Source organism: Geodermatophilus sp. SYSU D00879 (assembly GCF_054050375.1).
The window spans coordinates 35,055-60,282 of the sequence record NZ_JBJGZF010000017.1 but is presented as its reverse complement, the minus strand read 5'-3'; the positions used below and the strand labels follow the sequence as shown (position 1 = coordinate 60,282).

At 76.2% G+C, this 25,228-nt stretch carries 24 protein-coding genes; 7 read left to right on the top strand and 17 right to left on the bottom strand.

The window, feature by feature from the left end; all coding sequences use genetic code 11:
* The first annotated feature begins 90 nt into the window (after nt 1-90).
* Entirely contained in the window at nt 91-1,872 is a 1,782-nt protein-coding gene (locus tag ACI79B_RS19100) for an ABC transporter ATP-binding protein (protein ID WP_456929741.1), read from the top strand.
* A gap of 81 nt (nt 1,873-1,953) precedes the next feature.
* Here ACI79B_RS19100 and ACI79B_RS19095 read toward each other — a convergent pair whose 3' ends face one another.
* Genes ACI79B_RS19095 through ACI79B_RS19085 form a run of 3 tightly spaced genes read right to left on the bottom strand, consistent with a single transcriptional unit; the run spans nt 1,954 to nt 4,853 of the window.
* Nucleotides 1,954-3,054: a winged helix DNA-binding domain-containing protein gene (locus ACI79B_RS19095; RefSeq protein WP_456929740.1), complete on the bottom strand. Its 1,101-nt coding sequence runs from the start codon at nt 3,052-3,054 to the stop codon at nt 1,954-1,956.
* 54 nt (nt 3,055-3,108) lie between these two features.
* Complete coding sequence (locus ACI79B_RS19090; RefSeq protein ID WP_456929739.1) at nt 3,109-3,939, bottom strand: SDR family oxidoreductase; 831 nt, start codon at nt 3,937-3,939, stop codon at nt 3,109-3,111.
* Nucleotides 3,940-3,986: 47 nt separating this feature from the next.
* Entirely contained in the window at nt 3,987-4,853 is an 867-nt protein-coding gene (locus tag ACI79B_RS19085) for a diguanylate cyclase domain-containing protein (protein WP_456929738.1), read from the bottom strand.
* Nucleotides 4,854-5,081: 228 nt separating this feature from the next.
* On the opposite strand from ACI79B_RS19085, the gene ACI79B_RS19080 reads away from it, so the two are divergent.
* Nucleotides 5,082-5,705, top strand: coding sequence for a GNAT family N-acetyltransferase (locus ACI79B_RS19080; RefSeq protein WP_456929737.1), 624 nt, complete (start codon nt 5,082-5,084; stop codon nt 5,703-5,705).
* Here the strand turns inward: ACI79B_RS19080 and ACI79B_RS19075 are convergent.
* Entirely contained in the window at nt 5,636-6,835 is a 1,200-nt protein-coding gene (locus ACI79B_RS19075; RefSeq protein ID WP_456929736.1) for an EAL domain-containing protein, read from the bottom strand. The two genes, ACI79B_RS19080 and ACI79B_RS19075, sit on opposite strands and share 70 nt — an antisense overlap.
* A 151-nt stretch (nt 6,836-6,986) precedes the next feature.
* Between ACI79B_RS19075 and ACI79B_RS19070 the strand changes: the two genes are divergently transcribed.
* Both ACI79B_RS19070 and ACI79B_RS19065 read left to right on the top strand, forming a co-directional pair.
* On the top strand, nt 6,987-7,622 hold the full coding sequence (locus tag ACI79B_RS19070) for a dihydrofolate reductase family protein (protein ID WP_456929735.1): 636 nt from the start codon (nt 6,987-6,989) through the stop codon (nt 7,620-7,622).
* Between the two features lie 71 nt (nt 7,623-7,693).
* A complete protein-coding gene (locus ACI79B_RS19065) occupies nt 7,694-8,443 on the top strand; it encodes a thioesterase family protein (RefSeq protein ID WP_456929734.1) in 750 nt (249 codons plus the stop codon).
* A gap of 10 nt (nt 8,444-8,453) precedes the next feature.
* Here the strand turns inward: ACI79B_RS19065 and ACI79B_RS19060 are convergent, their stop codons facing one another.
* Both ACI79B_RS19060 and ACI79B_RS19055 read right to left on the bottom strand, forming a co-directional pair.
* On the bottom strand, nt 8,454-9,128 hold the full coding sequence (locus tag ACI79B_RS19060) for a response regulator transcription factor (RefSeq protein ID WP_456929733.1): 675 nt from the start codon (nt 9,126-9,128) through the stop codon (nt 8,454-8,456).
* A complete protein-coding gene (locus ACI79B_RS19055) occupies nt 9,125-10,270 on the bottom strand; it encodes a sensor histidine kinase (RefSeq protein WP_456929732.1) in 1,146 nt (381 codons plus the stop codon). Before ACI79B_RS19055 ends, ACI79B_RS19060 begins: the two co-directional genes overlap by 4 nt.
* A 182-nt stretch (nt 10,271-10,452) precedes the next feature.
* Between ACI79B_RS19055 and ACI79B_RS19050 the strand changes: the two genes are divergently transcribed.
* A complete protein-coding gene (locus ACI79B_RS19050; RefSeq protein WP_456929731.1) occupies nt 10,453-11,328 on the top strand; it encodes an ABC transporter ATP-binding protein in 876 nt (291 codons plus the stop codon).
* Nucleotides 11,329-11,352: 24 nt separating this feature from the next.
* Nucleotides 11,353-12,111 carry a hypothetical protein gene (locus ACI79B_RS19045; RefSeq protein ID WP_456929730.1) on the top strand — a complete coding sequence of 253 codons (759 nt, stop codon included), beginning with the start codon at nt 11,353-11,355 and terminating at the stop codon, nt 12,109-12,111.
* 115 nt (nt 12,112-12,226) lie between these two features.
* Here ACI79B_RS19045 and ACI79B_RS19040 read toward each other — a convergent pair whose 3' ends face one another.
* From ACI79B_RS19040 to ACI79B_RS19030, 3 genes are all read right to left on the bottom strand, one after another.
* Nucleotides 12,227-12,760: a DUF4240 domain-containing protein gene (locus ACI79B_RS19040; protein WP_456929729.1), complete on the bottom strand. Its 534-nt coding sequence runs from the start codon at nt 12,758-12,760 to the stop codon at nt 12,227-12,229.
* Between the two features lie 74 nt (nt 12,761-12,834).
* The gene (locus tag ACI79B_RS19035; protein ID WP_456929728.1) at nt 12,835-13,983 is read right to left on the bottom strand and encodes an acyl-CoA dehydrogenase family protein; all 1,149 of its coding nucleotides are present in this window, start codon (nt 13,981-13,983) and stop codon (nt 12,835-12,837) included.
* Nucleotides 13,977-14,843 (bottom strand): hypothetical protein, encoded by an 867-nt coding sequence (locus tag ACI79B_RS19030; protein WP_456929727.1) that lies wholly within the window; start codon nt 14,841-14,843, stop codon nt 13,977-13,979. Before ACI79B_RS19030 ends, ACI79B_RS19035 begins: the two co-directional genes overlap by 7 nt.
* 72 nt (nt 14,844-14,915) lie before the next feature.
* Here ACI79B_RS19030 and ACI79B_RS19025 point away from each other — a divergent pair, with 72 nt between their 5' ends.
* The gene (locus ACI79B_RS19025) at nt 14,916-15,992 is read left to right on the top strand and encodes an alkene reductase (protein WP_456929726.1); all 1,077 of its coding nucleotides are present in this window, start codon (nt 14,916-14,918) and stop codon (nt 15,990-15,992) included.
* Nucleotides 15,993-16,062: 70 nt separating this feature from the next.
* Here ACI79B_RS19025 and ACI79B_RS19020 read toward each other — a convergent pair whose 3' ends face one another.
* Genes ACI79B_RS19020 through accB form a run of 8 tightly spaced genes read right to left on the bottom strand, consistent with a single transcriptional unit; the run spans nt 16,063 to nt 25,195 of the window.
* A complete protein-coding gene (locus ACI79B_RS19020) occupies nt 16,063-18,519 on the bottom strand; it encodes an FAD-dependent monooxygenase (RefSeq protein WP_456929725.1) in 2,457 nt (818 codons plus the stop codon).
* The gene (locus ACI79B_RS19015; protein WP_456929724.1) at nt 18,516-19,763 is read right to left on the bottom strand and encodes a beta-ketoacyl synthase N-terminal-like domain-containing protein; all 1,248 of its coding nucleotides are present in this window, start codon (nt 19,761-19,763) and stop codon (nt 18,516-18,518) included. The genes ACI79B_RS19020 and ACI79B_RS19015 overlap by 4 nt, the downstream gene beginning before the upstream one ends.
* Nucleotides 19,760-21,046 carry a beta-ketoacyl-[acyl-carrier-protein] synthase family protein gene (locus ACI79B_RS19010; protein WP_456929723.1) on the bottom strand — a complete coding sequence of 429 codons (1,287 nt, stop codon included), beginning with the start codon at nt 21,044-21,046 and terminating at the stop codon, nt 19,760-19,762. The genes ACI79B_RS19015 and ACI79B_RS19010 overlap by 4 nt, the downstream gene beginning before the upstream one ends.
* A complete protein-coding gene (locus tag ACI79B_RS19005) occupies nt 21,043-21,468 on the bottom strand; it encodes a cupin domain-containing protein (RefSeq protein WP_456929722.1) in 426 nt (141 codons plus the stop codon). Before ACI79B_RS19005 ends, ACI79B_RS19010 begins: the two co-directional genes overlap by 4 nt.
* 19 nt (nt 21,469-21,487) lie before the next feature.
* Nucleotides 21,488-22,444, bottom strand: a complete 957-nt coding sequence (locus ACI79B_RS19000) for an ACP S-malonyltransferase (protein ID WP_456929721.1) — start codon at nt 22,442-22,444, stop codon at nt 21,488-21,490.
* Entirely contained in the window at nt 22,441-22,932 is a 492-nt protein-coding gene (locus ACI79B_RS18995) for an SRPBCC family protein (RefSeq protein WP_456929720.1), read from the bottom strand. The genes ACI79B_RS19000 and ACI79B_RS18995 overlap by 4 nt, the downstream gene beginning before the upstream one ends.
* A gap of 29 nt (nt 22,933-22,961) precedes the next feature.
* Nucleotides 22,962-24,704 (bottom strand): acetyl-CoA carboxylase biotin carboxylase subunit, encoded by a 1,743-nt coding sequence (locus ACI79B_RS18990; RefSeq protein ID WP_456929719.1) that lies wholly within the window; start codon nt 24,702-24,704, stop codon nt 22,962-22,964.
* A complete protein-coding gene (accB, locus tag ACI79B_RS18985; RefSeq protein WP_456929718.1) occupies nt 24,701-25,195 on the bottom strand; it encodes an acetyl-CoA carboxylase biotin carboxyl carrier protein in 495 nt (164 codons plus the stop codon). The genes ACI79B_RS18990 and accB overlap by 4 nt, the downstream gene beginning before the upstream one ends.
* Nucleotides 25,196-25,228: the final 33 nt, after the last annotated feature.

The window sequence follows — 25,228 nt, the reverse complement described above, 5'->3', positions numbered from 1 at the left end:
AGGTAGCCTCAGCAACCACGGGAGGTGGTCACCATCGAGGAGATGGGGAGTGGACGCGGGAGGGGCGGATCCGGGCGGGCCGTCGACCCCGTGGACCGGGCGCAGCTGGAGCGCGCGCCGGTCTCGCTGCGCCGGGTCGCGGCGCTGTTCCGCCCGTACCGCTGGCAGGTCGGGACCGTGGTGGCGCTCATCGTCGCCTCCTCGGTCGTCGCGCTGGCGACGCCGTTCCTCGTCCGGCTGGTCATCGACGAGGCCCTGCCGCGGCAGGACGTGCGGCTGCTGGTGTGGGCGGTCACCGGCATGGTCGCCGTCACCGGGGTGACCGCCGTGCTCGGCGTGGTGCAGACCTGGCTGTCGACGACGGTCGGCCAGCGGGTCATGCACGGCCTGCGGACGGCGGTGTTCACGCACCTGCAGCGCCAGTCGCTCGGCTTCTTCACCCGTACCCGCGGGGGCGAGGTCCAGTCGCGGCTCACCCACGACATCGGCGGCATGCAGTCGGTGGTCACCTCGACGGCGACCTCGCTGGCCTCCAACGCGACGACCGTCGTCGGCACCGTGGTCGCGATGGTGGCGCTGTCCTGGCGGCTGTCGCTGCTGTCCCTGGTGGTGCTGCCGCCGGCCATCGCGCTGACCCGCAAGGTGGCGCGGATGCGCCGCGCGGTCACCGCGCAGCGGCAGCGGCACCTCGCCGACCTGCACGGCCAGGTCGAGGAGGGGCTGTCGGTCAGCGGCGTGCTGCTGGGCAAGACCCTCGGCGCGGGCCCGGCCGCCTCCCGCCGGTTCGCCGCGACGTCGGAGGACCTGGTCGGCCTGGAGGTCCGCTCGCAGCTGGCCGGGCGGTGGCGGATGGCCTCGATGAGCGTCGTGTTCGCCGGCATCCCCGCGCTGATCTACCTGTTCGCCGGGCTGCCGGCGACCTCGGGCGGCATGACCATCGGCACGCTGGTCGCCTTCACCGCGCTGCAGGGCACGCTGTTCCGCCCGCTCATGGGCCTGCTCGACGTCGGCGTCTCGGTCACCAGCTCGATGGCGCTGTTCAGCCGCGTCTTCGAGTACCTGGACCTGCCGGTGGAGATCGACGACCCGGCGTCCCCGGTCGAGCTGGACCCGGCGGCGGTGCACGGCGGGGTCCGCTGGGAGGGCGTGGACTTCACCTACCCCGACGGCGCCCGCCCGGCGCTGCGCGGCGTCGACGTCGCCGTCCCCGCGGGCACCACGCTGGCGCTGGTGGGGGAGACCGGCTCGGGCAAGTCGACGATGGCCTCGCTGGTCGCCCGGCTGGCCGACCCGACCGCCGGCCGCGTGACGATCGACGGCGTCGACCTGCGCGACCTGCGGCTGGCCACGCTCGCGCAGGTGGTCGGCGTCGTCTCGCAGGAGACCTACCTGCTGCACGCCACCGTCCGGGAGAACCTGCGGCACGCCCGCCCCGGCGCCACCGACGCCGAGATCGAGGCCGCCGCCCGCCGCGCCCAGGTGCACGACGTCATCGCCGCGCTGCCCGACGGCTACGACACCGTCGTCGGCGCCCGCGGGCACCGGTTCTCCGGCGGGGAGAAGCAGCGGCTGGCCATCGCCCGCACGCTGCTGCGCGACCCGCGGGTGCTGGTGCTCGACGAGGCCACCAGCGCGCTGGACACCGCCACCGAGCGGGCGGTGCAGGCGGCGCTGGACGAGGCCCGCCGCGGCCGGACGACGATCACCATCGCGCACCGGCTGTCCACCGTGCGGCACGCCGACCGGATCGTCGTCCTCGACGCCGGCCGGGTGGTCGAGTCCGGCACGCACGCTGAACTCGTGGCCCGCGGCGGCCGCTACGCCGAGCTCGTCGCCGCCGGCGACGACGCGCAGGACCTGCTGGCCGCCTGAAGGAAGGACCCTCCTGCCCCCACCGCTCGCAGGCTCGCGGCGGGCCCCTGCACGAGGGCCGGCAGCGCGCGAGAGGCGGACTCAGGCGAGCGTGACCGCCTTCAGGCGGACGCCGCGGAACGCGGCCAGCCGCTCGGCCTGCTCCTCCACGGCGGCCCGGACGGCGGGGGAGAACGGCGCCCACGGCTCGACGGCGACGGTCAGCGCCGGCCCGGCCTTGCGCGGCCGCCACAGCCCTGCGAGCGCGCCGTCGGCGAGCACCGCGCCCGGCCGGCCGAGCACCGGCCACACGGCCTTGCGGCGGCCGGCGTCGGGCACCAGCGTCTCCCGGTCTCGGCCCTGCAGGAGGAGGTCGAACGGGCCGAGCAGGCGGACCCCCCGGGGCGCGCCGGCGCCCAGCCGGCCGGCGTCGTCGGCCAGCACCCACCGCCGCTGCCCGTCGACCTCCACCTCCACGGCGTCCTCGGGCCAGCGCGCCCTGACGTCCCTCACCGCCCCGTCGAGGTAGCCGGCGACGTGCTGCGGGGTGGCCGGGCCGAGCAGGTGCAGGTACGCGCGGACGACGTCGAGCCGGCGGGGGACGCTGCCGGCGGGCGCGAACCCGGGCACCGGCTGCAGCACCGGCGGCGAGGTGCCCGGCTGCAGCTCCAGCCCGGCGCGCAGGGCGGCCAGGCGGAACGGCTGCTCGTAGAGGTGCACCGCGTCGCACGGGCGGCACCACCGGTTGTACGGGCCGGGCCCATGGGCGTCCGCCAGCGCGTCCGACAGCCGCCGCGACATCTCGCCCTTGACCGTCGGCACGGTGACGATCTCCCGCATCCGCCCGGCGATGGTGTCCAGCGCGGTGAGCACCGGGATGCCCGCGGCCTCGAGCGGCTTCGCGGCGTCGAAGACCCGCTTCGCGGCGTCGGCCTCGGAGAACGGCGCGGTGGCCGCGGCGACGGCGGGCAGGTCGGCGCGGCGGTACAGGTGCGGGGCGCCGCGCAGCGTCCACGCGGTGGCCAGCTCGCCGTCGTCCGGCACGACGCCGCGGATCGCCAGCGCCCACAGCCCGCCGTCGGGCCCGGTGTCCTGGACGCCGAGGTCGAGGACGGCGGTGCCGGCGGGCGTGCCGGCGTCGCGGTCGAGCTGCTGGGTGGTGACGCGGTACGCGAGGACGTCGTCGGCGGTCGCGGTCGGCACGCCGCGGACCCTAGGCCCGGCCGGGGACGGGCGGCCCGTCCCCGGCCGGGGCAGTCAGTCGCGCCGGCCGTGCGCGGCGACCGACAGCGGCTCCCACCGCCGCCACTCGGCCAGCCGGGACTCGTAGTCGCGGGTGGCGATCGCCAGCGGGCCGTCGCCGAGGAAGACGCGCAGCGGCGGCTCGTCGGCGTCGACGATGCGCAGCACGGCGTCGCGGGTGGCTCGCGGGTCGCCGGGGTTGCCGGCGCGGGCCCTCCGCTGCTCGGCGGCCTGCTCGCGGAAGGCGTCGTAGGCGGCGTCCGGGGTCGCGTGCCTCGCCGAGGAGCCGCCCCAGTCGGTGCCGTAGGCGCCCGGCTCGATGATCGTCACCCGGATCCCGAAACCGGCGACCTCCGCGGCCAGCGACTGGCTGAACGCCTCGAGCGCCCACTTGGAGGCGTTGTAGATGCCGACGTTCGGGAAGGCGCTGATGCCGCCGATCGAGGACACCTGCAGCACGTGGCCGGAGCCCTGCGCCCGCATGACCGGCAGCGCGGCCTGGGTGATCCAGAGCGCGCCGAACAGGTTGGTCTCGAACTGCGCGCGGGCCTCGGCCTCGGAGACCTCCTCGACCATCCCGAACTGGCCGTAGCCGGCGTTGTTGACGACGACGTCGAGGCGCCCGAACCGATCGGCGGCCTGCTGCACCGCGGCGACGTCGGCCTCGCGGTCGGTGACGTCGAGCCGCAGCGGCAGGACGGCGTCGCCGAAGCGCTCGACGAGGTCGTCGAGGGTGGCGGTGTCGCGGGCGGTGGCGGCCACGGTGTCGCCGCGTTCGAGGGCGGCGATCGCCCACTCGCGGCCGAAGCCGCGGGACGCGCCGGTGATGAACCAGGTCCTGGGCATGCCGACGGCAGCGCGGCGGCGGGACGGGGTGTTCCCCGCCCGGGGGGTCAGCGCCGGCCGCGGCGGAGGCTCTTCACGCCGTACATGGCCATGTCGGCGCGGTTCATGACGCTGTCCGGGTCGTCGCCGGGCCCGCCGGTCGCCGTCCCGGTGCTCACGCCCACCCGCACCTCGCCCTCGGCGACGTCGAACGGCTCCCGCACCGCGGCCTCGATCCGGCGCGCCCGGTCGGCGGCCGCGTCGGGGTCGACGCCGCGGGAGACGACCACGAACTCGTCGCCGCCGAGGCGCGCCACGACGTCGTCCGGGCCGGCCAGCGCGCGCAGCCGCCCCGCGACGGCGGCCAGCAGCCGGTCGCCGGCTGCGTGCCCGAAGCGGTCGTTGACCGCCTTGAAGCCGTCGAGGTCGCAGAAGACCAGGCTGCACCCGTCGCCGGTCTCGACGTCCAGGCGGGCGGCGAGCACGGCGAACAGGGCACTGCGGTTGGCCAGGCCGGTCAGCGGGTCGGTGACCGCCTGCCGCCGCACCTGCGCCTCCCGCTCGCGGTGCGCGGTGACGTCGATGCCGATGAAGGCGACGGCGCAGGGGGTGCCGTCGTCGCGGGTCAGCACGCTGGTCTGCAGCTCGACGCGGCGCTGCCGGCCGTCGCCGGTGCGCCAGTCGACCTCGCCGGGGATCGCCGGCCGGCCGGACAGGACCATCGCCAGCGCGGCGCGGGCCAGCTCGACCTCCTCGGGGAGGGTCACCACCTGCCAGAAGGGGACGCCGACCAGCTCGGCGGCGCGGCGGCCGGTGAAGCGCTCGAGGGCGGGGTTGGCGAGCAGGACCCGCCCGTCGCCGTCGCAGACGAGCACGAGGGCCGCCGTCGCCTGCACGGCCGCGCGGGCCAGGCCGTCGAGGGCGGTGGGCGTCACGGACACGGTGGCACCGGACCGGGCGCCACGGGGGCCGGCCGGCCGGTCGGGGGTCCCGGCCGCGGACGGCCGTCGGGGTGCGTGCACCGGATCTCCTCGGGGTGGCTGCTGACCTCCTCTGCATCGGCGCGTCCGGGCCGGTCCTCGAGGGCGCCTCCCCCCGTCGGGTGGGCCCGGGTGGCACGCGCGGCCGGTCCTGGCGTAGGAGAGCCGGGCTAGCGTGACCGGGTGCTCGACGGGCCGGTGACGTTCCGCCCGCCGACCCGCGCGGACCTGCCGCTGGTGGGCCGCTGGCTCGAGGAGCCACTGGTGGCCCGCTGGTGGGCGCACGAGACGACGCCCGAGGCGCTGGAGGCCGACTTCGGTCCGAGCATCGACGGCACCGACCCCGGCGAGGTGCTGCTGGCGCTGGCCGGCGGGCGGCCGTTCGGGCTCGTGCAGCGGTACCGGATCGCCGACTTCCCCGAGTACGTCGAGGAGCTCGCGCCGGTGGTGGACCTGCCGCCGCGGGCGCTGTCGATCGACTACCTCGTCGGGGAGCCCGGCGTCCGCGGCGGGGGAGCGGGCACGGCGATGATCGCCGCGTTCGTGGCGGAGAGCTGGGCGGCGTACCCGGAGGCCGACGCCGTCCTGGTGCCGGTGGCCGCCGGCAACGTCGCGTCCTGGCGGGCGCTGGAGCGGGCCGGGTTCACCCGGGTGGCCGAGGGGCCGCTGACGCCGGACAACCCGGTCGACCCTCCCGACCACGTCGTCTACCTGCTGCGCCGGCCGGCGCCCCGGCGTCAGGCGGCGGGCAGGGCCACCGGCGGCGTCACGGGGGACAGCGCCTCCGGCGGGCCGGGGCGGCCGTAGTACCAGCCCTGGCCGAGGTCGACGCCGAGGTCGCGCAGCCGGGAGGCCTCCTCCGCCGTCTCGATGCCCTCGGCGACCACCGTCACGCCGCAGCCGTGGCCGAAGGTCACCAGCGACCCGACCAGCGTGGACAGCACCGGGTCGGTGTCCAGGCCGCTGACGATGCTGCGGTCCACCTTGATGACGTCGGGGCCGGTCACCACGATGTGCCGGAGCGAGGAGAAGCCGGCGCCGACGTCGTCGATGGCCAGCCGCATGCCGGCCGCGCGGAAGGGCACCAGCGCCCTGGTGAGCGCGTCGTAGTCCTCGACCGGGTCGTGCTCGGAGAGCTCGAGCAGGACGCGGTCGAGCGGCAGCTCGCGCAGCAGCGTGGCGCACGCCGGGGTGAGCAGGGTCTGCGGGGACACGTTCATCGCCACGTAGCCGCCGACCCGGTCCAGGTGGGCGGCCGCGCCCCGGAGGGCGAGCAGCTCCACCTCGGGGCCGCGGCCGACGCTGTGCGCCTCCTCGAAGACGACGTCGGGGCCCTTGGCCCACTCGCGCGGGAAGCGGCTGAGCGCCTCGGCGCCGACGCGGACGCCGGTGACCAGGTCGACGATCGGCTGCAGGACCACGCTCGGGCCGCCCGCGGCGACCAGCGGGTCGAGCCGGCCGTCGATGTCGTCGCGGCGCTGCTGCTCGCGGACCTCGGGCTCGATGATCACCGACGCCGCCGACGCGAGGACCTCCATCAGCGCCTCGTCGCGGCGGGTGAGTTCCTTGTCCGAGGTGAGGCCGAAGGCGCAGAAGGTGCCGTAGAGGCTGCCGTCGGAGAGCGTGACCGGCGTCGAGACGTAGCTGCGGATGCGGGGGATCCGCGCCGAGGGCAGGGACATCGCCAGGGGGTGGCGCGTCACGTCGTCGATGACGGCGGGCAGCTTCCCGTCGAGGATCGCCTGGCAGAACGAGGTGTCCTGGGCGACCTTCGCCTTCTCCCGCACGAGCAGCGGCACCCGGGTGTCGACCACCTCCAGGTGCTGGGTGGTGCCGTCCATGCGGCTGAGGAACGCCACGCTCATGTGCAGCGACGTGCGTGCCGTCCGCAGCAGGTCGGCGATCTGCTGCTCGGCGTCGGTGCGCTGTCGGGCCATCGGGTGCTCCTCGTCCGGAACGGGTGACCTCCTCCCATCGACACCGGTGGTGCACAACTGGAGTGGGCCCGACGGGGCTCACCCGGACCGATGAGTCCCGGCGCCGCCCGCCGTCTGCACCTGCGACCGCACCCCCCCGGAGGAGAGACCGATGCGCCCGCTCACCGTCACCACGTTCCTGACCCTCGACGGCGTCGCCCAGGCCCCCGGCGGGCCGCAGGAGGACCCGTCCGGCGGCTTCCCCTACGGCGGCTGGCTGGTGCCGTTCGCCGACGAGGCGATGGGGGAGCAGATGGACGCCTGGTTCCGTCCGGCCGAGGACTTCCTGCTGGGCCGGACGACGTACGAGATCTTCGCCGCGCACTGGCCGCACGTGGACGCCACCGGCGACCCGGTGGCCCAGGCGCTGCAGACCAAGACCAAGCACGTCGCGTCGCGGACCCTGACCTCGCTGGAGTGGTCCACCGCCCGGCTGCTCGGTGCCGACGTGCCGGCCGCCGTCCGGGAGCTCAAGGCCACCGACGGCGGCGAGCTGCAGGTGCACGGCTCGATCGGGCTGGTGCAGACGCTGCTGGCCGAGGACCTGGTCGACGAACTGCGCACCATCGTCTTCCCGGTGGTCCTCGGCACGGGCAAGCGGTTGTTCGAGGGCGGCGCCGCGCCGCGCACCTGGGAGCTGGTCAGCTCGACGACCACCTCGACCGGCGCGGTGATGGCCGCCCATCGGCGCACCGGCGAGGTGGCCACCGGCTCCTTCGCACTGGAGGACGCCGACACGTCGGTTTGACATCCGTACCGACGGGTGTACGGTCCTCCCGTCCCGGTTGGACAGTCCAACCGGGACGGGAGGAGGGACCCGTGACCGCCATCGCTCTCGAGGCGTCGCCGCTCGTCTTCGACCCGTCCTGGCGGTCGTTCACGCACGTGCAGGGCGGCCTGGTGGCCGGGCACCTGATGGCCGCCGCCGCGGCCCGCACCGGCGCCGCGCCCCGTGCGGTCACCGCCCACCTGCTCGCCGGGGTCGAGCCGGGCGTGGAGACGGCGGTCGACGCCGTCCCCGACCGCGCGGGGACGACCGGCAGCGTGCGGGCCACGATGAGCCAGCAGGGCCGGGTGCTCGCCGTCGCCCAGGTGCTCACGCTGGCCCGCCCCGCCTCCCCGGTCTCCGAGAGCACGCCACCGGCGCCCGGGCCGACCGTGCGCGAGGGCGTGCCGTTCCGGCTGCCGCGGGAGTTCGTGCCGATCGCCGACCACACGGAGATCCGCGCGCTGGGGGCGTCCCGGCCGCTGGCCGGCGGGCCCGAGCCGCGGCTGTCGGCCTGGGTCCGCATCGACGGCGACCTCGAGCCGCTGGTCCAGCTCGGCGTGCTGCTCGACGCGCTGCCGCCGGCGCTGTTCGCCGTCCGCACCACGCCGGCGGTGATGCCGACCGTCGAGCTCACCGCGCACCTGGCCGGCCCGCCGCCGGAGACCGGCGCGTGGGTGCGGATCGACCAGGTCACCACCTGGGCCGACGCCGACGTCGCGGTCGACGACGCCGAGCTCCGCGCCGTCGACGGCTCGCTGGTCGCCCGGGCCCGCCAGACCCGGCGCCTGCTCTCCCGCTGAGCGGGGCCGGTCAGCCCTCGAGCAGGCCGGCCTCGTGGGCGAGGATCGCGGCCTGCGTGCGGTTGGCGAGGTCCAGCTTGGTGAGCAGCCGGGAGACGTAGGTCTTCACGGTGGCCTCGCTGACGAACAGCCGGCCGGCCAGCTCGGCGTTGGAGCCGCCGCTGCCGAGCAGGGTGAGCACCTCGCGCTCGCGGTCCGACAGCGTGGCCACCCGCTGCAGCGCCTCGGCCCGGCGCGGGGTCGCCCGGCTGTCCACGTAGGAGGCGATCAGGCCGGCGGTCACGGCGGGGGAGAGCGTCGCCGTCCCGTCGGCCACCGCCCGGACGGCGGCGGCGATCTCGCGCGGCGGCGTGTCCTTGAGCAGGAACCCGGCCGCGCCCGCGGCCAGCGCCGCGTACACGTACTCGTCGACGTGGAAGGTGGTCAGGACGGCGACCTGCGGCGGGTCGGGCAGGGCGAGGATCGCGCGGGTGGCGGCCAGCCCGTCCATCCCGGGCATGCGGACGTCGGTGAGCACGACGTCGGGCCGCAGCTCCCGCGCGGCGGCCACCCCGGCCGCGCCGTCGCCGGCCTCGCCGACGACCTCCACGTCGCCGGCCGCCTCCAGCACGGTGCGCAGGCCGAAGCGGACCAGCTCCTCGTCGTCGACCAGCAGCACCCGGATCCGGCGCCCGTCCCCGCTCACGTGGGCAGCACCGCCTCGACGCCGAAACCGCCGTCCAGCCGCGGTTCCGCGGTCAGCCGCCCACCCAGCGTGCGCACCCGCTCGGCCACGCCGACGAGGCCGAAGCCGCCCCCGGGGACGGCGTCCGGGGTGCGGGCGGGCGGGCCGTTGACGACCCGCACGTGCAGCTCACCGGGCCGCCGCTCCACGGTCACCCGGACCGGCGCGCCGGGGGCGTGCCTGCCCGCGTTGGTCAGGGCCTCCTGCACGATGCGGTACGCCGCCCGGCCGACGACGGGGTCGACCGGTGCGGCCCCCTCCGCCGGGCCGGTCCAGGCGACGGTCATCCCGGCCTCGCGCGCGGACCCCACCAGCCTCGGCAGGTCGGCCAGCTCCGGCTGGGGACCCAGCGGCGCGGCCTCGTCGAGCTCCCCGGCCCGCAGCACCCCGACCATCTGACGCAGCTCCTCCAGTGCCTGCCGCCCGGCGGTCTGCACCTGCCCGGCCAGCTGCTCCACCCGCGGCCGGTCGCCGGCGGCCACCTCGATGGCGCCGGCCTGCAGCACCATGAGGCTCACCCGGTGCCCGACGGCGTCGTGCATCTCCCGCGCGATCCGCGTCCGCTCGGTCACGACGGCGTCGTGTGCCAGCCGCTCCCGCTCGGCCTCGGCCCGCACCGCCCGCTCGCGCAGGGCCGCGAGCAGCTGGGCGCGGGTCCGCTGCCAGATCCCGAGCGCCGCGGGCAGCACCAGGGCGAGGGCCACGCCGCCGAGGGCGCCCACCGCCTCGTTCGCGGTGCCGATGGTCCAGGGTTGGACGAGCGCGACCGCCCCGAGCACGCCGGCGACGATGCGCGCCGGCCACCGGCCGTCGTAGCGGCCCACCGCGTAGGCGGTGAGCAGCAGGCCGACCGACAGCGCCGGGACCAGCGCCGTGAGGGCGGCGCTGACGACGAAGGGCACCACGGGCGCCGACCGCCGGAAGAGGAACAGGGTCAGCACCAGCAGCACGCCGCCGGCGACGAGGACGGCGTCCGGCGCCAGGCGGGCCTCCGGGGTGACGACGCCGACCGTCACGGTGGCCGCGCTCGCCAGCGCGACCAGCGCCTCGAACCCGACGCTGCGCGCGCGGAGGCCGGGCCAGACGCGCTCCCGGATCCCCACGGGGCGGAGCGTATGTCCGGCCGGTGCGCCGGCGGGTCGCCCGTCCGGCGCGGACCGGATCACCTTTCGGATGACACGGCCGCGCCGTCCGTGGACCCCGATCGGCTGCCTCCGGCCGACGCGGGGAGCGGGCCCGGCCCGGCAGGTTCGTCGTCGACAGCAGCGACTCCCCGGAGGCAGCGATGATCGAGGTCAGCGGACTGACCAAGCAGTACGGCTCCCGGACCGTCGTCGAGGACGTGTCCTTCACGCTCGAGCCCGGCACCGTGACCGGGTTCCTCGGGCCCAACGGCGCCGGCAAGACCACGACGATGCGGATGATGACCGGCCTCGTGCCGGCCACCGCGGGCACGAGCCGGGTGGACGGCCGCGTCTACGCCGACCTGGCCAACCCGGCCGCCGTCGTCGGGACGCTGCTCGACGCCTCGGCCGTCCACCCGGGGCGCACCGGCCGGGTGCACCTGAGGCTGCTGGCCGCGGTCGTCGGGGTGCCCGTGGCGCGGGTCGACGAGGTCCTCGAGCTCGTCGGGCTCACGGCTGCCGCCCGGCGCCGGATCGGCGGCTACTCGCTGGGCATGCGGCAGCGGCTGGGGATCGCCGGCGCGCTGCTGGCCGATCCCCCGGTGCTGGTGTTCGACGAGCCGGCCAACGGGCTGGACCCGGAGGGCATCCGCTGGATGCGCGACCTGCTGCGTGGCCACGCGGCCCGTGGCGGCACGGTCCTGCTGTCCTCGCACCTGCTCGGCGAGGTCGGGTCGACCGTCGACCGGCTGCTGGTGATCGGCGCCGGCCGGATCGTCGCCGACGGGCCGGTGAGCGACCTGCTCGGCACCGAGGGGACGGCCGTGCAGGCCGCCGATCCCGCCGCGCTGGCCCGGGGACTGGAAGCCGCGGGGTTCCACGTGCAACACGGCTCCGGCGGCGCGCTCGTCGTGCCCGGCGCCGAGCCCGGCCAGGTGGGCGCGGTCGCCGCGGCCGGCGGCCACGTGCTCACCGACCTGCGCCCGGTGCGCCGCGGCATCGAGGACCTGTTCTTCCAGCTCACCACCACCTCCTGACCTCCCCCCTCCCTGGAGACCGCCATGACCACCGTCCTGCCCGCACCCGCCGCGACCCGCTCGGCGGTCCGCTCCGGAGCGCCGTCCACCGCCACGCTGGTGGGGGTCGAGGTCCGCAAGTCCCTGTCCACCCGCTCGGGCCGCTCGCTCGCCGTGGCCGCGGCGCTCCTGGCGCCGGCCGCCACCGCGGTCGTCGCGGCGGCGAGCGACGAGGCCCTCGCCTCGGTCACCGGGCCGATCGGCGTGATGGGCATGCTCGCCGGCCTGGTGCTGGTGGCGCTGGGCGTGCTGTCGACTGCGGGGGAGTGGAGCCACCGGACGGTGCAGACCACCTACCTGCTGGTCCCCCGCCGCGGCCGGGTGCTGGCCACCAAGGCGGCCGCCGTCGCGCTGCTCGGCGCGGCCCTGGCCGCGCTGTCCGCGGCGCTGACCGCGGGCGTCCTGGCGGTCCTGGTCGACGGCGCCTCGTGGGACGGTGCCGGCCGCGCGCTGGGCGTGGTCGTGGCCGCCGGAGTGGCGTTCGCGGTGACCGGGGCCGGTCTCGGGGCCGCGCTGGCCAACACCCCGGCGTCACTCACCTCGTTCTACCTGGTCGTCCTCGGCGTCCTGCCGCTGGTGCGGGCGTTCGAGCCGCAGGTCGGGTCGTGGCTGGACCCGGCCCAGGCGGTGCTGGCCCTGGCGCAGGGCCACGCGCAGACGCAGCCGGTGCTGGTGCTCACCGGATGGGTCGTGGCCGGCCTGGTCGCCGGCGCCGTCGTGACCCGGCGCCGCGCGGCCGCCTGACCACGCGGGATCCCGCCCGGATTCCCGTCCAGGGCGGCCCCGGCCGGAGCCGGGACCGCCCTGGACGCGCTCTCGTCGCCGATCCTGCCCGGCGTTCTACGGAACGCGGGCCGCGTCAGTCGCCGGACACGCGGGCCGACAGCCGGGGGAGGTTCGCCGGGAACCAGGCGTCGTCGTCCTCGGGGAAGGGCTCGCCGCGGGGGTCGTCGGAGGAGCCGACGGCCAGGTCCTCGTCGAGGTCCTCGGTGTCGATGCCGGCCTCCTCGAGCACCTCGGCCGGCAGGTAGGCCAGCGACTCGGCCGCGCTGAAGACCTCGCCGTCCTCGTCCCACTCCAGCTCGGCCAGGGCGTCGGGGTCGGCGAGGACCCGCTCGAACGCGTCTTTGCCCTGGGCGACCAGCCAGACGCGGAAGTCGAGGAAGGCGTCGTCGCTCATGCCGCCGGCGGCGAGGTACCCGGCGGCCCACACCCGCCACTCGTTCGCCCGCTCGACCTGGTCGTGCAGGTGCCGCGCGAAGGCGACGACGTCCTCGGTGCCGCGCGCGGACAGCTCCTCGGTGAGGGCCTCCTCCTGGTGGGCGACCGGGTCGTCGGACCCGGGCTCGGGCCGGCTCCGCTCGATGACGGTCCAGAAGGTGTCGAGGTCCATGCCGGGACCGTAAGGCCGTCCCGTCCGCCTGCCGGGGAGGACGGGCCGCCGCGTTCCCGCGGGAACGCCCCGGCTCAGTCCAGGCCGCCGCGGGCGACGAGCTGGCGGACGATGACGTCGCGCTGGATCTCGTTGGTGCCCTCGCCGACGATCATCAGCGGGGCGTCGCGGAAGTAGCGCTCGACGTCGAACTCGGTGGAGTAGCCGTGCCCGCCGTGCACCCGGATGGCGTCCAGCGCGACCTCCATCGCCGTCTCGGAGGCGAACAGCTTGGCCATCCCGGCCACCATGTCCGACCGCTGTCCCGACTCGTGCCGCTCCGCCGCGTACAGCACCAGCTGCCGGGCGGCGGTGAGCGAGGTGGCCATGTCGGCGAGCAGGTTGCCCACCGCCTGGTGCCGCCAGATCGGCTTGCCGAAGCTCTCCCGCTCCTGGGCGTAGCGCAGCGCGTCGTCGAAGGCGGCCTGCCCGACGCCGAGCGCCCGCGCCGCGACCTGGATCCGGCCGGTCTCCAGCCCGGTCATCATCTGCGCGAACCCGCGGCCCTCCACCCCGCCGAGGACGGCGTCGGCCGGCGCCCGGTACCCGTCGAAGGACAGCTCGCAGCTCTCCACGCCCTTGTAGCCGAGCTTGGGCAGGTCCCGCGAGACGGTCAGCCCGGGCCCGTGCTCGACCAGCAGCACCGACACCCCGCGGTGCCGCGGCTGCGCCTGCGGGTCGGTCTTGCACAGCAGCGCCACCAGCTGGGACCGGCGCGCGTTGGTGATCCACGTCTTCGCGCCGTCGACGACCCAGCCCTCCCCGTCCCGCCGCGCGACGGTCCGCATCGCCTGCAGGTCCGACCCGCCGCCGGGCTCGGTGAGCGCCATCGTCGCGCGCACCTCGCCGGTCGCCATCCGCGGCAGCCAGCGGTCCTGCTGCTCCCGCGTCCCGAACGCCAGCAGCAGCTTGGCGACGACGGTGTGCCCGCCCATCGCCCCGGCCAGCGACATCCACCCGCGCGCGAGCTCCGCGGTGACGAGGGCGTAGCAGGGCATGGACACCGGCGCCTCGCCCCACGGCTCCGGGATCGCCAGGCCGAAGACGCCGAGCTCCTTCATCCGCTCGATCAGCGCCTCGGGGTAGGTGTCCGCGTGCTCGAGCTCGCGGGCCACCGGCCGGACCTCGCGGTCGACGAAGGCGCGCACGGTGGCGACGACGTCGCGCTCCTCCGGGCTCAGCACGGGGCGGCCCCTGAGAGCACCGCGCTCCCCGTGACCGACGCCGGCTGCCCCGCCGCCGCCGCGGTGAGCGCGAACCGGTCGCCGTCCAGCCGGCCGGTCGCCCGCACCGGCGTGCCCGCGTACGCCGGCCGGGTCAGCCGGTGGCCGAACGACGTGACGGACCGGTCCGGGGTGTGCCGGCGCGGGACCTCGAGCAGCAGCAGGGCGAGCAGCGGCCCGTGCACCACGAGGCCCGGGTGGCCCTCGACCCGCGTCACGTAGGGCTGGTCGTAGTGGATGCGGTGCGCGTTGTAGGTCAGGGCGCTGAACCGGAACAGCAGCGGCGGGTCGGGCAGCACCTCGACCCCGTGGTCGCCGACGTCCGCGGGGGACCCGGCGCCCGCCGGGGCGGGGGACGAGCCGGCCTCCTGGGAGCGGTAGACGACGTCCTGCTCCTCGGTGACCAGCAGCGCGCCGCCCGCCCGGTACTCGCTGCGCACGGTGACCAGGAGGATCTCCCCGCTGCGGCCGGCCTTGACCTCGCACCGGGCCAGCGACGACGTCCGCTCGACCACGGCGCCCACCCGCAGCGGCGCGGTGATCTCCATCCGCCCGCCGGCGATCATCCGGCGCCGGTGCGGCAGCGGCGGGAGGAAGTGCCCGGCGCGGGGGTGGCCGTCGTCGCCGAGGTCGGCGGTGGCCGGCCGGTCGAGGAAGGTGAACCAGTGCCAGCCCGGTGGCAGCGGGTCGCCGTCGGCCAGGGGCGGGGCGGGGCGGTCGAGGACGGCGGCGAACGCGGCCGCGGGTCCGGGCGCGACCAGCGCGGAGTCGGTCAGCGGCCCCGGGGACCAGCCCGCGACGGCGTCGGACAGGAGCGTCACCGGGTCATCGTGCCGCCTGTGACGCCGCCCGCATCCCGGAATGGCCCGGCGCCGGGTGGTGTCGGAATCCCCGTGGACCTGTTCTCTCCCGTGAAGCTCGGCGACCTCGAGCTCGCCAACCGCGTCGCCATGGCGCCCCTGACCCGCATGCGCTCCGGCAAGGCCGGCGTCCCCGGCGACCTCGTCGTCGAGCACTACGAGCAGCGCGCCGGCATCGGCCTCATCGTCACCGAGGGCACCTACCCGACCCACGAGGGTCAGGCGTTCGTCGGCCAGCCCGGCATCGTCACCGACGAGCAGGTGGCCGGCTGGCGCCGCGTCGCCGACGCCGTGCACGCCCGCGGCGGCCGGATCGTCGTGCAGGTGATGCACGGCGGCCGCGTGACCCACCCCGACGTCAACGGCGGCCGCCGCGTCGTCGCCCCCAGCGCCATCGCCATCCAGGGCGAGGGGCACACCGAGAAGGGCAAGCAGCCCTACCCGGTGCCGCACGCGCTGACCACCGACGAGGTCCACGAGGTCGTCCGCGACTTCGTCCGCGCCGCCGAGCGCGCCGTCGAGGCAGGCCTGGACGGCGTGGAGATCCACGGCGCCAACGGCTACCTGCTGCACGAGTTCCTCTCGCCGGCGTCCAACGTCCGCGACGACGAGTACGGCGGCTCCCCGGAGAACCGCGCCCGCCTGGTCGTCGAGGTCGTCACCGCGGTCGCCGAGGCGATCGGCGCGGGCCGCGTGGGGCTGCGCATCTCGCCGGAGCACGACATCCAGGACGCCCTCGAGACCGACCGCGAGGACGTGCGCGCCACCTACGGCACGCTGGTCGACCAGCTGCGCCCGCTGGGCCTGGCCTACCTCTCCGTGCTGCACCGCGAGCCGGCCGGCGACCTGGTCCAGGAGCTGCGCAGCCGGTTCGGCGGCCACCTGATGGCCAACAGCGGCTTCGGCTCGGTCACCACCCGCGAGGAGGCGCTCGCGCTCATCGAGGCCGCGCACGCCGACGTCGTCGCCGTGGGCCGGGCGGTCATCGCCAACCCCGACCTGGTCGAGCGCTGGGCCGGCGAGCACCCGGAGAACGAGATCCGGTCGCACCTGTTCTACGCGTCCGGCGCCGAGGGCTACACCGACTACCCGACGCTGCGCGCCGGCTGAGCGCCTCTCGCGCGCGCAAGGCGGACGAGGGCGGTCCCGGCGAGCTCGCCGGGACCGCCCTCGTCGCGTGTCAGACCGCGTAGACGCCCGCGAGGTGCTCCTGCAGCGCCTCCTCGGACACCGGCCGGGTGCGGTAGCCGACGTGCCCGTCGGGCCGGACCAGGTAGGCGGCCGTGCCCGGTCCCGCGATCCCGTAGGCGGCGCGGAAGCCGTCGCCGGGGTCGGCGAGCACCGGGAGCTCCACCAGCGGCGGGACGGGGGTGCCCGGCGCGAGCAGCAGGTACGGGTGCACCTGCCCGCGGGTCGCCGTCCGGACGCCCACCGCCAGCTCCTCGAGCGCCGCCGGGTCGGCCGTCGCGTCGGCCGACAGCAGCAGCGTCGCGTGGGTGCCGCGGGTGAGGTCGAACAGCCGCACGTCGTGCGCCACGCCGAACCGGCGCAGGCCCGTCACGTCCGGCGCCCGGTGGCCGGGCTCCGGCCCGCCCGCGAACCCGCCGTCGACCTGCCCCACCAGCGGGCTCCCGGCGTAGTTCATGGTCATCTGCATCTCGAGCAGGAACTGCGCCTTCTCGTCCTCCATGTCCATCTCGTCGGTGAACGCGATGGCCACGGCCCGGTCGACGATCGCCTTGCCCGCCGGGCGCCGCTCGGCCTCGTAGCTGTCGAGCAGCCCGGGGGAGCCCTGCCCGCGGACGGCGAGGGCGAGCTTCCAGGACAGGTTCCACGCGTCCTGGATGCCGGTGTTCATGCCCTGGCCGCCGGCCGGCGGGTGCAGGTGGGCGGCGTCCCCGGCGACGAAGACCCGCCCCACCCGGTACCGGTCGACGATGCCGTGCTTGATCCGGAAGATCGACGCCCAGCGCAGGTTGCTCGCCGTCGTCCCGGCCGGGCCGAGGTCGTCGATGGCGGCCTGGATGTCGGCGAGCCCCGGCGGGTCGTACTCCTTCCAGAACCCGGCGGGGACGACGCCGCTGCCGATCGTCTCCTGCAGCCGCTTCGGCGCGAGCGTGGCCACCCGGTAGCGGTTGCGGCCGCGCAGCGGGACGCAGACGAGCATGCCGGTGAAGTCGCCGTCGTCCTCGATCCGCACCCAGCGCAGCAGGTGGCCCGGCGGCATCTCCCAGTCCACGTCGACGTCGCCGAGCATGAACAGCTGCGGGAACATCGACAGCCCGCCGTCGAACCGCAGGCCCAGCTGCGCGCGCACCGCGCTCGAGGCGCCGTCGGCACCGACCAGGTAGGCCGCCCGCGCCGACTCGGCCTCGCCGGAGGCGTGCGCCAGCTGCGCGGTCACGCCCTCGTCGTCCTGGGTGAAGCCGGTGAGCTCGACGCCCCGCTCCACCTCGACGCCGAGGGACCGCAGCCGGTCGCCGAGGATCCGCTCGGTCTCGTACTGCGGCAGGCCGAGGTGGGCGTAGGGCAGCTCCTCCAGCCCCGACCAGTCGACCTGGTGCGTGAGCTTGCCGTTGACGAAGACGGTCTGGCCGTAGAGCCAGGTGCCGGCGTCCATCGCCTCGGTGACGATGCCCTGGTCCTCCCAGATCTCCATCGTCCGGCAGTGGATGCCGATCGCCTTGTCCGCCTGCGTGGAGGCCTGCGGCCGCTTGTCGACGACGCGGACGGCGATCCCGCGGCGGGCCAGCTCGATCCCGGCGGTCAGCCCCGCCGGCCCGGCGCCGATCACGAGCACCTCGGCGTCCGGCCGGGTCCGCCGGGCGGCGGGGGCCGCCGGGACGGGGAGGGGGGAGGGCAGCGAGCCGAGGTCGATCGGCGCGGTGACCGGCTCGGCCAGCGCCGGCCGGGGCGCCGGCACCTCGGCGGGGGCCTCGACCGGGGCCGGGGCAGGGGCCGGGGGCGCCGCCGCCCGCACGCCCCGCACGCCGGCCTCCTGCGGGCGGAACCGGATCTCGTAGAGCTTGCGCTGGAAGAACACCGACAGCCAGCGGATGAGCGGGCCGCTCTGGTCGGCGTGCGAGGGGTCCTCCACCCAGTTGCGGAAGTCCTCGTCGGACTCCCACTCGGCGAAGATGTGGTACAGGTCCGAGTCCGGCTCGCGGAGCAGCTCCTCGCGGATCAGCCCCTTGGTGCCGCGCAGCCGGTCGGTGACGATCGCGTAAGCCCGCTCGAACGCCTCCTCCTCGCCCGGCGCCACCTTCGTGCTGATGTCCACGCGCACGTGCGAGGCCTGCTCGCCGCCGGTGATCCCGTACAGCACCTCGTAGGTGCTGCGGTCGGCGTCCTCGCGCAGGTCCCGCAGGGCCGCGGTCAGCGTCTCCCGGGCGGCGGAGCGGCCGAAGCCGTCGACCGCCGCCCGGTCCACCCAGTCGGCGACGACGAGGAACGTCCGCGGGTCGGCCGCGTCCCGCATGAGCTCCTGCCGCAGGTTGCCGGGCACCGAGGCGATCTGCGCCGCGGCCTCGCGCCAGGCGTCCTCGAACGCCTGCTCGCAGCCCTCCCGCACCCGCATGCGCAGCAGCGTGCGCACCGCGCCGTCGTGCGTCGTCGGCCGCTCCTCCAGGGTGGTCATGAACGAGCTCCTCTAGCGTGTCGGCGCAGCACCAGGCTGCTGTTGAAGCCGCCGGCGCCGCGGGCGAGGACGACCACGGTGGCCAGGTCCTGCACGCGGCCGGCGCGGACGAGGTCGACCCCCGGCGGCGTGTCGACCGGGTCGTCGAGGAAGGCGGTGCCGGGCACGATCCCGTCCCGCATCGCCAGCAGCGCCGTCGCCACGTTCAGCGCCGACCCGCCGGCCATGAGCCGGCCGGTCCACGACGACGGCGCGGTCACCGGCACGGGGGCCGACCGCCCGCCGAACACCGCGCCGATCGCCTCCAGCTCCAGCCGGTCCAGCGCCGGGACGCCGGCGCCGTCGGCGATCACCAGGTCGACCTCGTCCGGGGAGACGCCGGCGTCGGCCAGCGACAGCCGGATCGCCCGGGCGTACTGCGTCGCGTCGGGCGCCGGGTCCTCGTGGTGGTGGGCGTCGTGGGTGGCGCCGTAGCCGGCGACCTCGCCCCACACCTTCGGCGCGCCGCGGGCCGCGGCCGCGCCGGGCTCCTCCAGCAGCAGGATCGCCCCGCCCTCGCCGACCACGTGCCCGTTGGCCCGCCGGTCGAAGGGCTTGTAGGCGTCCTCGGGGCGGTCGGCGCCCGACAGCCGGCCGCCGGTGGCCTGGCACAGCACCGCGTACGGGCACAGCCCGGCCTCGGTGCCGCCGACCAGCACCGCCGGGGTGCCGCGGCGGACCACCCGCCGCGCCCAGCCGATGCTGTCGAGCCCGCCCGCGCCCTCGGTGACGACGACGCCCGAGGGGCCCTTGAAGTCGTCGCGGATGGACACCTGGCCGGTGGAGGCCGCGTAGAACCAGGCGATCGACTGGTAGGCGCCCACCGACCGGGGCCCCTTGGCCCACAGCCCCTGGATCTCGTGCTGGCTGAACTCGTTGCCGCCCGAGCCGGAGGCGAGGAACACCGAGGTGGCGTAGACGTCGTCCTCGGGGGCGGTGTAGTCCGCGTCCTGCGCCGCGAGGGTGGCCGCCGCCAGCGACATCCACGTCCACCGGTCGGTCTGCACCATCAGCTGCGGCGAGACGTGGTCGGCGGGCACGAAGTCGCGCACCTGCCCGGCCAGCGGGACGCCGTAGCGGTCGGCGTCGAAGCCCTCCAGCGGCCGGATGGCCGGCTCCCCGCGGACCAGCGAGGCCCAGTGCTCCTCGACGCCGACGCCGGTGGGGGCGACGACGCCGATCCCGGTGACCAGCAGCCCGCTCACGACTCCCTCCGCGTGGGGCCGGCCAGCACGATCGCCGACTGGAACCCGCCGAAGCCGCTGCCCACCGAGATGGCGACGTCGACCTTCTGCTCCCGCGCCACCTTCGGCACGTAGTCCAGGTCGCACTCGGGGTCGGGCACCTCGTAGTTGGCCGTGGGCGGCAGCACGCCGCGCTGCACGGCCAGCGCCGTCGCGGCGATCTCGATCGACCCGATGGCGCCCAGCGAGTGCCCGACCATCGACTTGATCGAGCTCATCGCCACGCTGCCGGCGGCGGGGCCCAGGCTCTTCTTGACCGCCGCCGTCTCGTGCCGGTCGTTCTGCTTGGTGCCCGAGCCGTGCGCGTTGACGTAGCCGACCTCGTCCGGCGCGATGCGGCCCTGGTCCAGCGCCCGGGTGATCGCCTCGGCCATCTCGGTGCCGTCGGGCTTGAGCCCGGTCATGTGGAAGGCGTTGCAGCGGTTGGCGTAGCCGGTGATCTCGCAGTACACCTCCGCGCCGCGGCGGCGGGCGTGCCCGAGCTCCTCGAGCACGAGCACCGCCGCGCCCTCGCCCATGACGAACCCGTTGCGGCGGGCGTCGAAGGGCTTGGAGGCGTGCTCGGGGTCGTCGTTGCTGTCGGTGGTCGCCCGGATGGTGTCGAAGCAGGCCATCGAGATGGGCGAGATCGGGGCGTCGCTGGCCCCCGCGAGGACGACGTCGGCGTCGCCGTCCTCGACCAGCTGCGCGCCGTAGCCGACCGCGTCGATGCCGGAGGTGCAGCCGGTGGAGACGACGGTGGCCGGGCCGTGCGCGCCGAACCGCACGGCGAGCTCGGTGGCCCCGCAGCTCGGCACCAGCGCGGAGGCGAGGAACCGCGACGCGTACCGCGGGTCGACCTCCCACAGCCGGCCCGAGTCGCTGACCTGCACGTACTCCTGCTCCAGGCGCATCGTCGCGCCGACCGCGCTGCCCAGCGTGACGCCGACGCGGTCGCCGTCCGGGCCGTCGTCGGCGCCGAACCGCAGCCCGCTGTCGGCGACCGCCTCGTCCGCGGCGACCATCGCCATCTGGACGAACCGGTCGTTGCGGAACACCTCCTGGGCGGTCAGGCCGAGCTTGCGGCCGTCGAAGTCCACCTCGGCGGCGACCTGGGAGCGGAACCGGGCCGGGTCGAAGAAGGTGATCCGGCGGGTCGCCGTCCGCCCCTCGGTGAGCATGTCCCAGAAGCCCTCGCGGCCCATCGAGCCAGGGGCGACCACCCCGATGCCGGTGACGACGACCCGGCGCCGGCCGGTGCTCACCGCACGCCCGGGGGCAGCTCGGTGTCCACGTGGCCGAGCTCCGGCCGCGGCGCCAGCGGACCGCACAGGAAGACGAACTGCGCCGTCGTGCCGGTGTCGTTGACGATCCGGTGCCGCACGCCGATCGGGATGTGGACGGCGGACTCGGCGACCAGGCGGCGCTCCTCGCCGTCGAGGGTGACCAGGACGTCGCCCTCCTGGCAGTAGAGGAACTCCTCCGAGTACGGGTGCCAGTGCTCGGTCACGACCTCGCCGGGCTCGAGGGTGAGCGTGCCCATGAAGCCGGCGGTCGAGCCCACGCTGGCCGGGGACAGCAGCACCCGGATGTCCCCGCCGCGGCGGCGGTTGGGCGCGGTGTCGGCGCGGTGGACGGTGGGGCCGCAGCGCGTCGGGGTGGCCGGCGCGTGCTGGATCGTCGTCATGTCTCTCCTCGGGAGCGGGTCAGGTGGGGAGCGAGCCCGCGAGCGCGGGACCCGGGACGTCGGCGGGAGCGGGGGTGGGCGCCCCCGTGGCCAGGGAGACGGGCAGGTCCGGCTGCACCTGGGCGACAAGCGGCCCCAGCACCGGGACGGCGCCGATCTCGACGACCGACGTCGCGCCGGCGCCGGCCAGCGCCCGGGAGGTGGCCTCCCAGAGCACCGGCGCGGTGAGGTGGCGGCGCAGCGCCGAGCGCAGCCGCCCGGGGTCGCGGGTCGGCTCCCCGTCGGCGTTGGGGACGACGGGCACCAGCGGGACCGACCAGTCCAGGTCGGCCAGCGCGGTCGCCAGGTGCGCGGCGACCGGCGCCATCAGCGGCCCGTGGCACGGCGCCCGGCCGGGCAGCCGCACCAGCTCCAGGCCCGCCGCGCGGACGACCTCGGCCGCGCGGGCGAGCTCGGTGCGGCCGCCGGAGAGCACCGCGCGCTGCGGGGCGTCGAGGGCGGCGACGCACAGCGGGCCGTCGTCGCCGACCGCCGCGACGGCGGCGCGGGCGACCTGCTCCGCGCCGGGGCCGAGGACGGCGGCCAGGCCCGCGCAGGAGGGCCGGGGCGCCAGGCACAGCAGCTCGGCGCGCCAGTGCACCAGCTCGACGACCTGGTCGAGCTCGAGGGCGCCGGCGGCGACGAGGGCGGCGAACTCGCCCACGCCGTGCCCGGCGACGAGCGCCGGGAACAGCCCGCGGGTGGTCAGGCTGCGGTAGCCGGCCACCCCGGTCACGACGACCTCGAGGTGCGCCGCGACGGGGTCGGGTGCGGTCGCGGGGTCCCGCCACCAGGCGGCGACGTCGCGGCCGACGACGGCGTCGACCTCGGACACGGTGGCCGCGGCCACCGGGTCGGCCAGCCACGGGTCGACCATGCCCGGGCGGGAGCCCTCCTCCCCGGGCAGGACGACCGCGGGACCCCGCGCCGCGGTCACCCCACCGCTCCCCGGGTCGCGGCCGCCTCGACCTTCTCGCGGATGATCCCCATCTGGACCTTGCTGTTCGCGTCGATCCGCCGGGTCATCGTCTCGGTGTCGACCGGGGCCTCCGGCCGCATCCGGAAGTCCTGCACCCAGCGCATCCGGGTGCCGCCGTCCTCGGCGGTGTAGCTCCAGTGGATGTCCATGAACTCGAACGGCCCGGGCTCCACGCGGCGCGCGCGCACCTCGTGGGTGGCCGGGTCGAGGGTCCGCTCGGACACCCAGCTCCACACCCGACCGGACTCGTCGGGGTGCATGGTCAGCCGGAACCGGAACCAGGTGTCGGTGGACTCGAGCACCTCCACGCTGCGGTACTCGGTGAACAGGTCCGGCCAGGACCGCAGGTCGTTGGTCATCGTCCAGACGTGGTCGAGGTCGGCGTCGATGAGGATCGAGTTGTCGGTGTGGCCGACGGTCAGGGCGCGCGGGTCGGTGCTGGTCATGTCGGGGTGCTCCCTCGGGACGGGGTGGGCTACGCCGGCTGCGCCTGGGCCGCGCACACGGCCTCGACGATCTCGCCGAACGTGTAGTTGTCGGGGCTGTCGTCGGGCATCGCGGTGCCGAAGCGGTCCTGCAGCTCGGTCTGCATGGACAGGAAGGCGAGCGAGTCCAGGCCGACGTCGGCGAAGCGGGCGTCGGGGTCGTCGGTGTGCGACTCGGCCGGCAGGCCCGCCTTCTCGGTGAGCAGCTGCATGAGGTCGGCCTGGGTGAACGGGGCAGCGGACATGGGTGGGTCCTCCTCGGGACGGGAGTGGGGGACGGACGCCGGACCGGCGGGGGCGCCGGACGGGACGAGGTGCAGCGCGCCGCGCGAGGCGGGCAGGGCCGGCTCCCGCGCCGCGGCGATGGCCGCGGCGCGGGCCACCAGGTCGGGCAGCCGGCGGTCGAGGAACTGGACGTCGTGCCGGTCGGCGCGCACGTCGGGGTCGCGCAGCAGCGCGCGGTGCAGGGCGGTGGTGGTGTGCACGCCGGGGCCCTCGACGCGCAGCTCGGCCAGCGCCCGGTCCATCCGGCGCACGGCCTGCTCGCGGTCGGGCGCCCAGACGACGAGCTTGCCCAGCAGCGAGTCGTAGTGCGGGCTGACCTCGTCGCCCTGGCGGTAGCCGGTGTCGAAGCGGGTCCACGGGCCGTCGGGGACGCGCAGCACGTCGAGCCGGCCGGGTGCGGGGGCGAACCCACGGGCCGGGTCCTCGGCGTTGATCCGGCACTCGATCGCCGCGCCCCGCACGACGACGTCCTCCTGGCGCAGCCGCAGCCGCTCGCCGCCGGCCACCAGCAGCTGCTCGCGGACCAGGTCCACGCCGGTCAGCAGCTCGGTGACCGGGTGCTCGACCTGGATGCGGGCGTTCATCTCCATGAAGTAGGCGCGCCCGGCGTCGTCGACGAGGAACTCCACGGTCCCCGCGCCGGTGTAGCCGACCGACAGCGCGCCGCGGACCGCCAGCTCGCCGAGCCCGGCCCGCTGCTCCGGCGTGAGGTGCCCGGCCGGCCCCTCCTCCAGCAGCTTCTGGTGCCGCCGCTGCAGCGAGCAGTCCCGCTCGCCGAGGTACACGCCCGCGCCGTGGGCGTCGCAGAGCACCTGGACCTCGACGTGCCGGGCGCCGGACAGGTAGCGCTCGACGTAGACGGTGGGGTCGCGGAACACCGCCCGGGCGACGGTGCGGGTGGTGGCGAACGCCTCGGCGAAGTCGGCGGGGTCGTGCACCACCGTCATGCCCCGGCCGCCGCCGCCGGCCGCGGCCTTGATGATCACCGGGTAGCCGATCTCCGCGGCGATCGCCAGGCCCTCCTCGGCGGTGCGCACCGGGTCCACCACGCCGGGCAGCAGGGGCAGGCCGGCCGCGGCCATCAGCCGCCGCGCGGTGGCCTTGTTGCCCATCTGCTGCATGACCTCCGGCGGCGGGCCGACGAAGGTCAGCCCCTCGGCCTCGCAGATCTCGGCGAAGTCGGGGTCCTCGGAGAGGAAGCCGTAGCCGGGGTGCACCGCGTCGGCGCCGCTGCGCAGGGCCGCCTCGACGACGTTGGGCACGTGCAGGTAGCTCGCCCGGGGCGCCGGGGGGCCGATGTGCACCGCCTCGTCGGCCATCTCGACGACGGCGGAGCGCCGGTCGGCCGTGGAGTAGACGGCGACCACCTCGATGCCGAGCTCCCGGCAGGCGCGGGCGACCCGGACGGCGATCTCGCCGCGGTTGGCGACGAGCAGCCGGCCGATCACCGCGGCCCCCCGGACGGGCGCAGCAGCACCAGGACCTGGTCGTACTCCACCGACTCGGCGTCGCCGACCCGGATCTCGGCCACCGCGCCCGCGGAGTCGGCCACGATCGGGTTCATCAGCTTCATCGCCTCGACGATCCCGAGCGTCTGGCCGGCCTCGACCTCGTCGCCGACCCGCACGAACGGCTCGGCGCCCGGGGAGGGCGCGGCGTAGAACGTGCCCACCAGCGGCGCCCGGACGGCGATCGTGCCCTCGGGGACCTCGGGCTCCTCGACCGCCGGCTCCGGGACCGCGGCCGGGCCGGGCGGCGCGGCCACGGCCTGCAGGCCGCCGGGCACCGGCGGGGCGGCCGCGGGGACGGCGTCGGCCGCCCACTCCACCTCGACGGCGCGGTCGCCGCTGCGGACGGTCAGCCGGCGCAGCGGCCCGGGCAGGGCGCGGGCGAGCTCGACGACCTCGTCGCGCAGGCTGCGGCCCTCGTCCCCGACCACGGGTTCCTCTCCCGCCTGTCCCGGCCGCGCCGG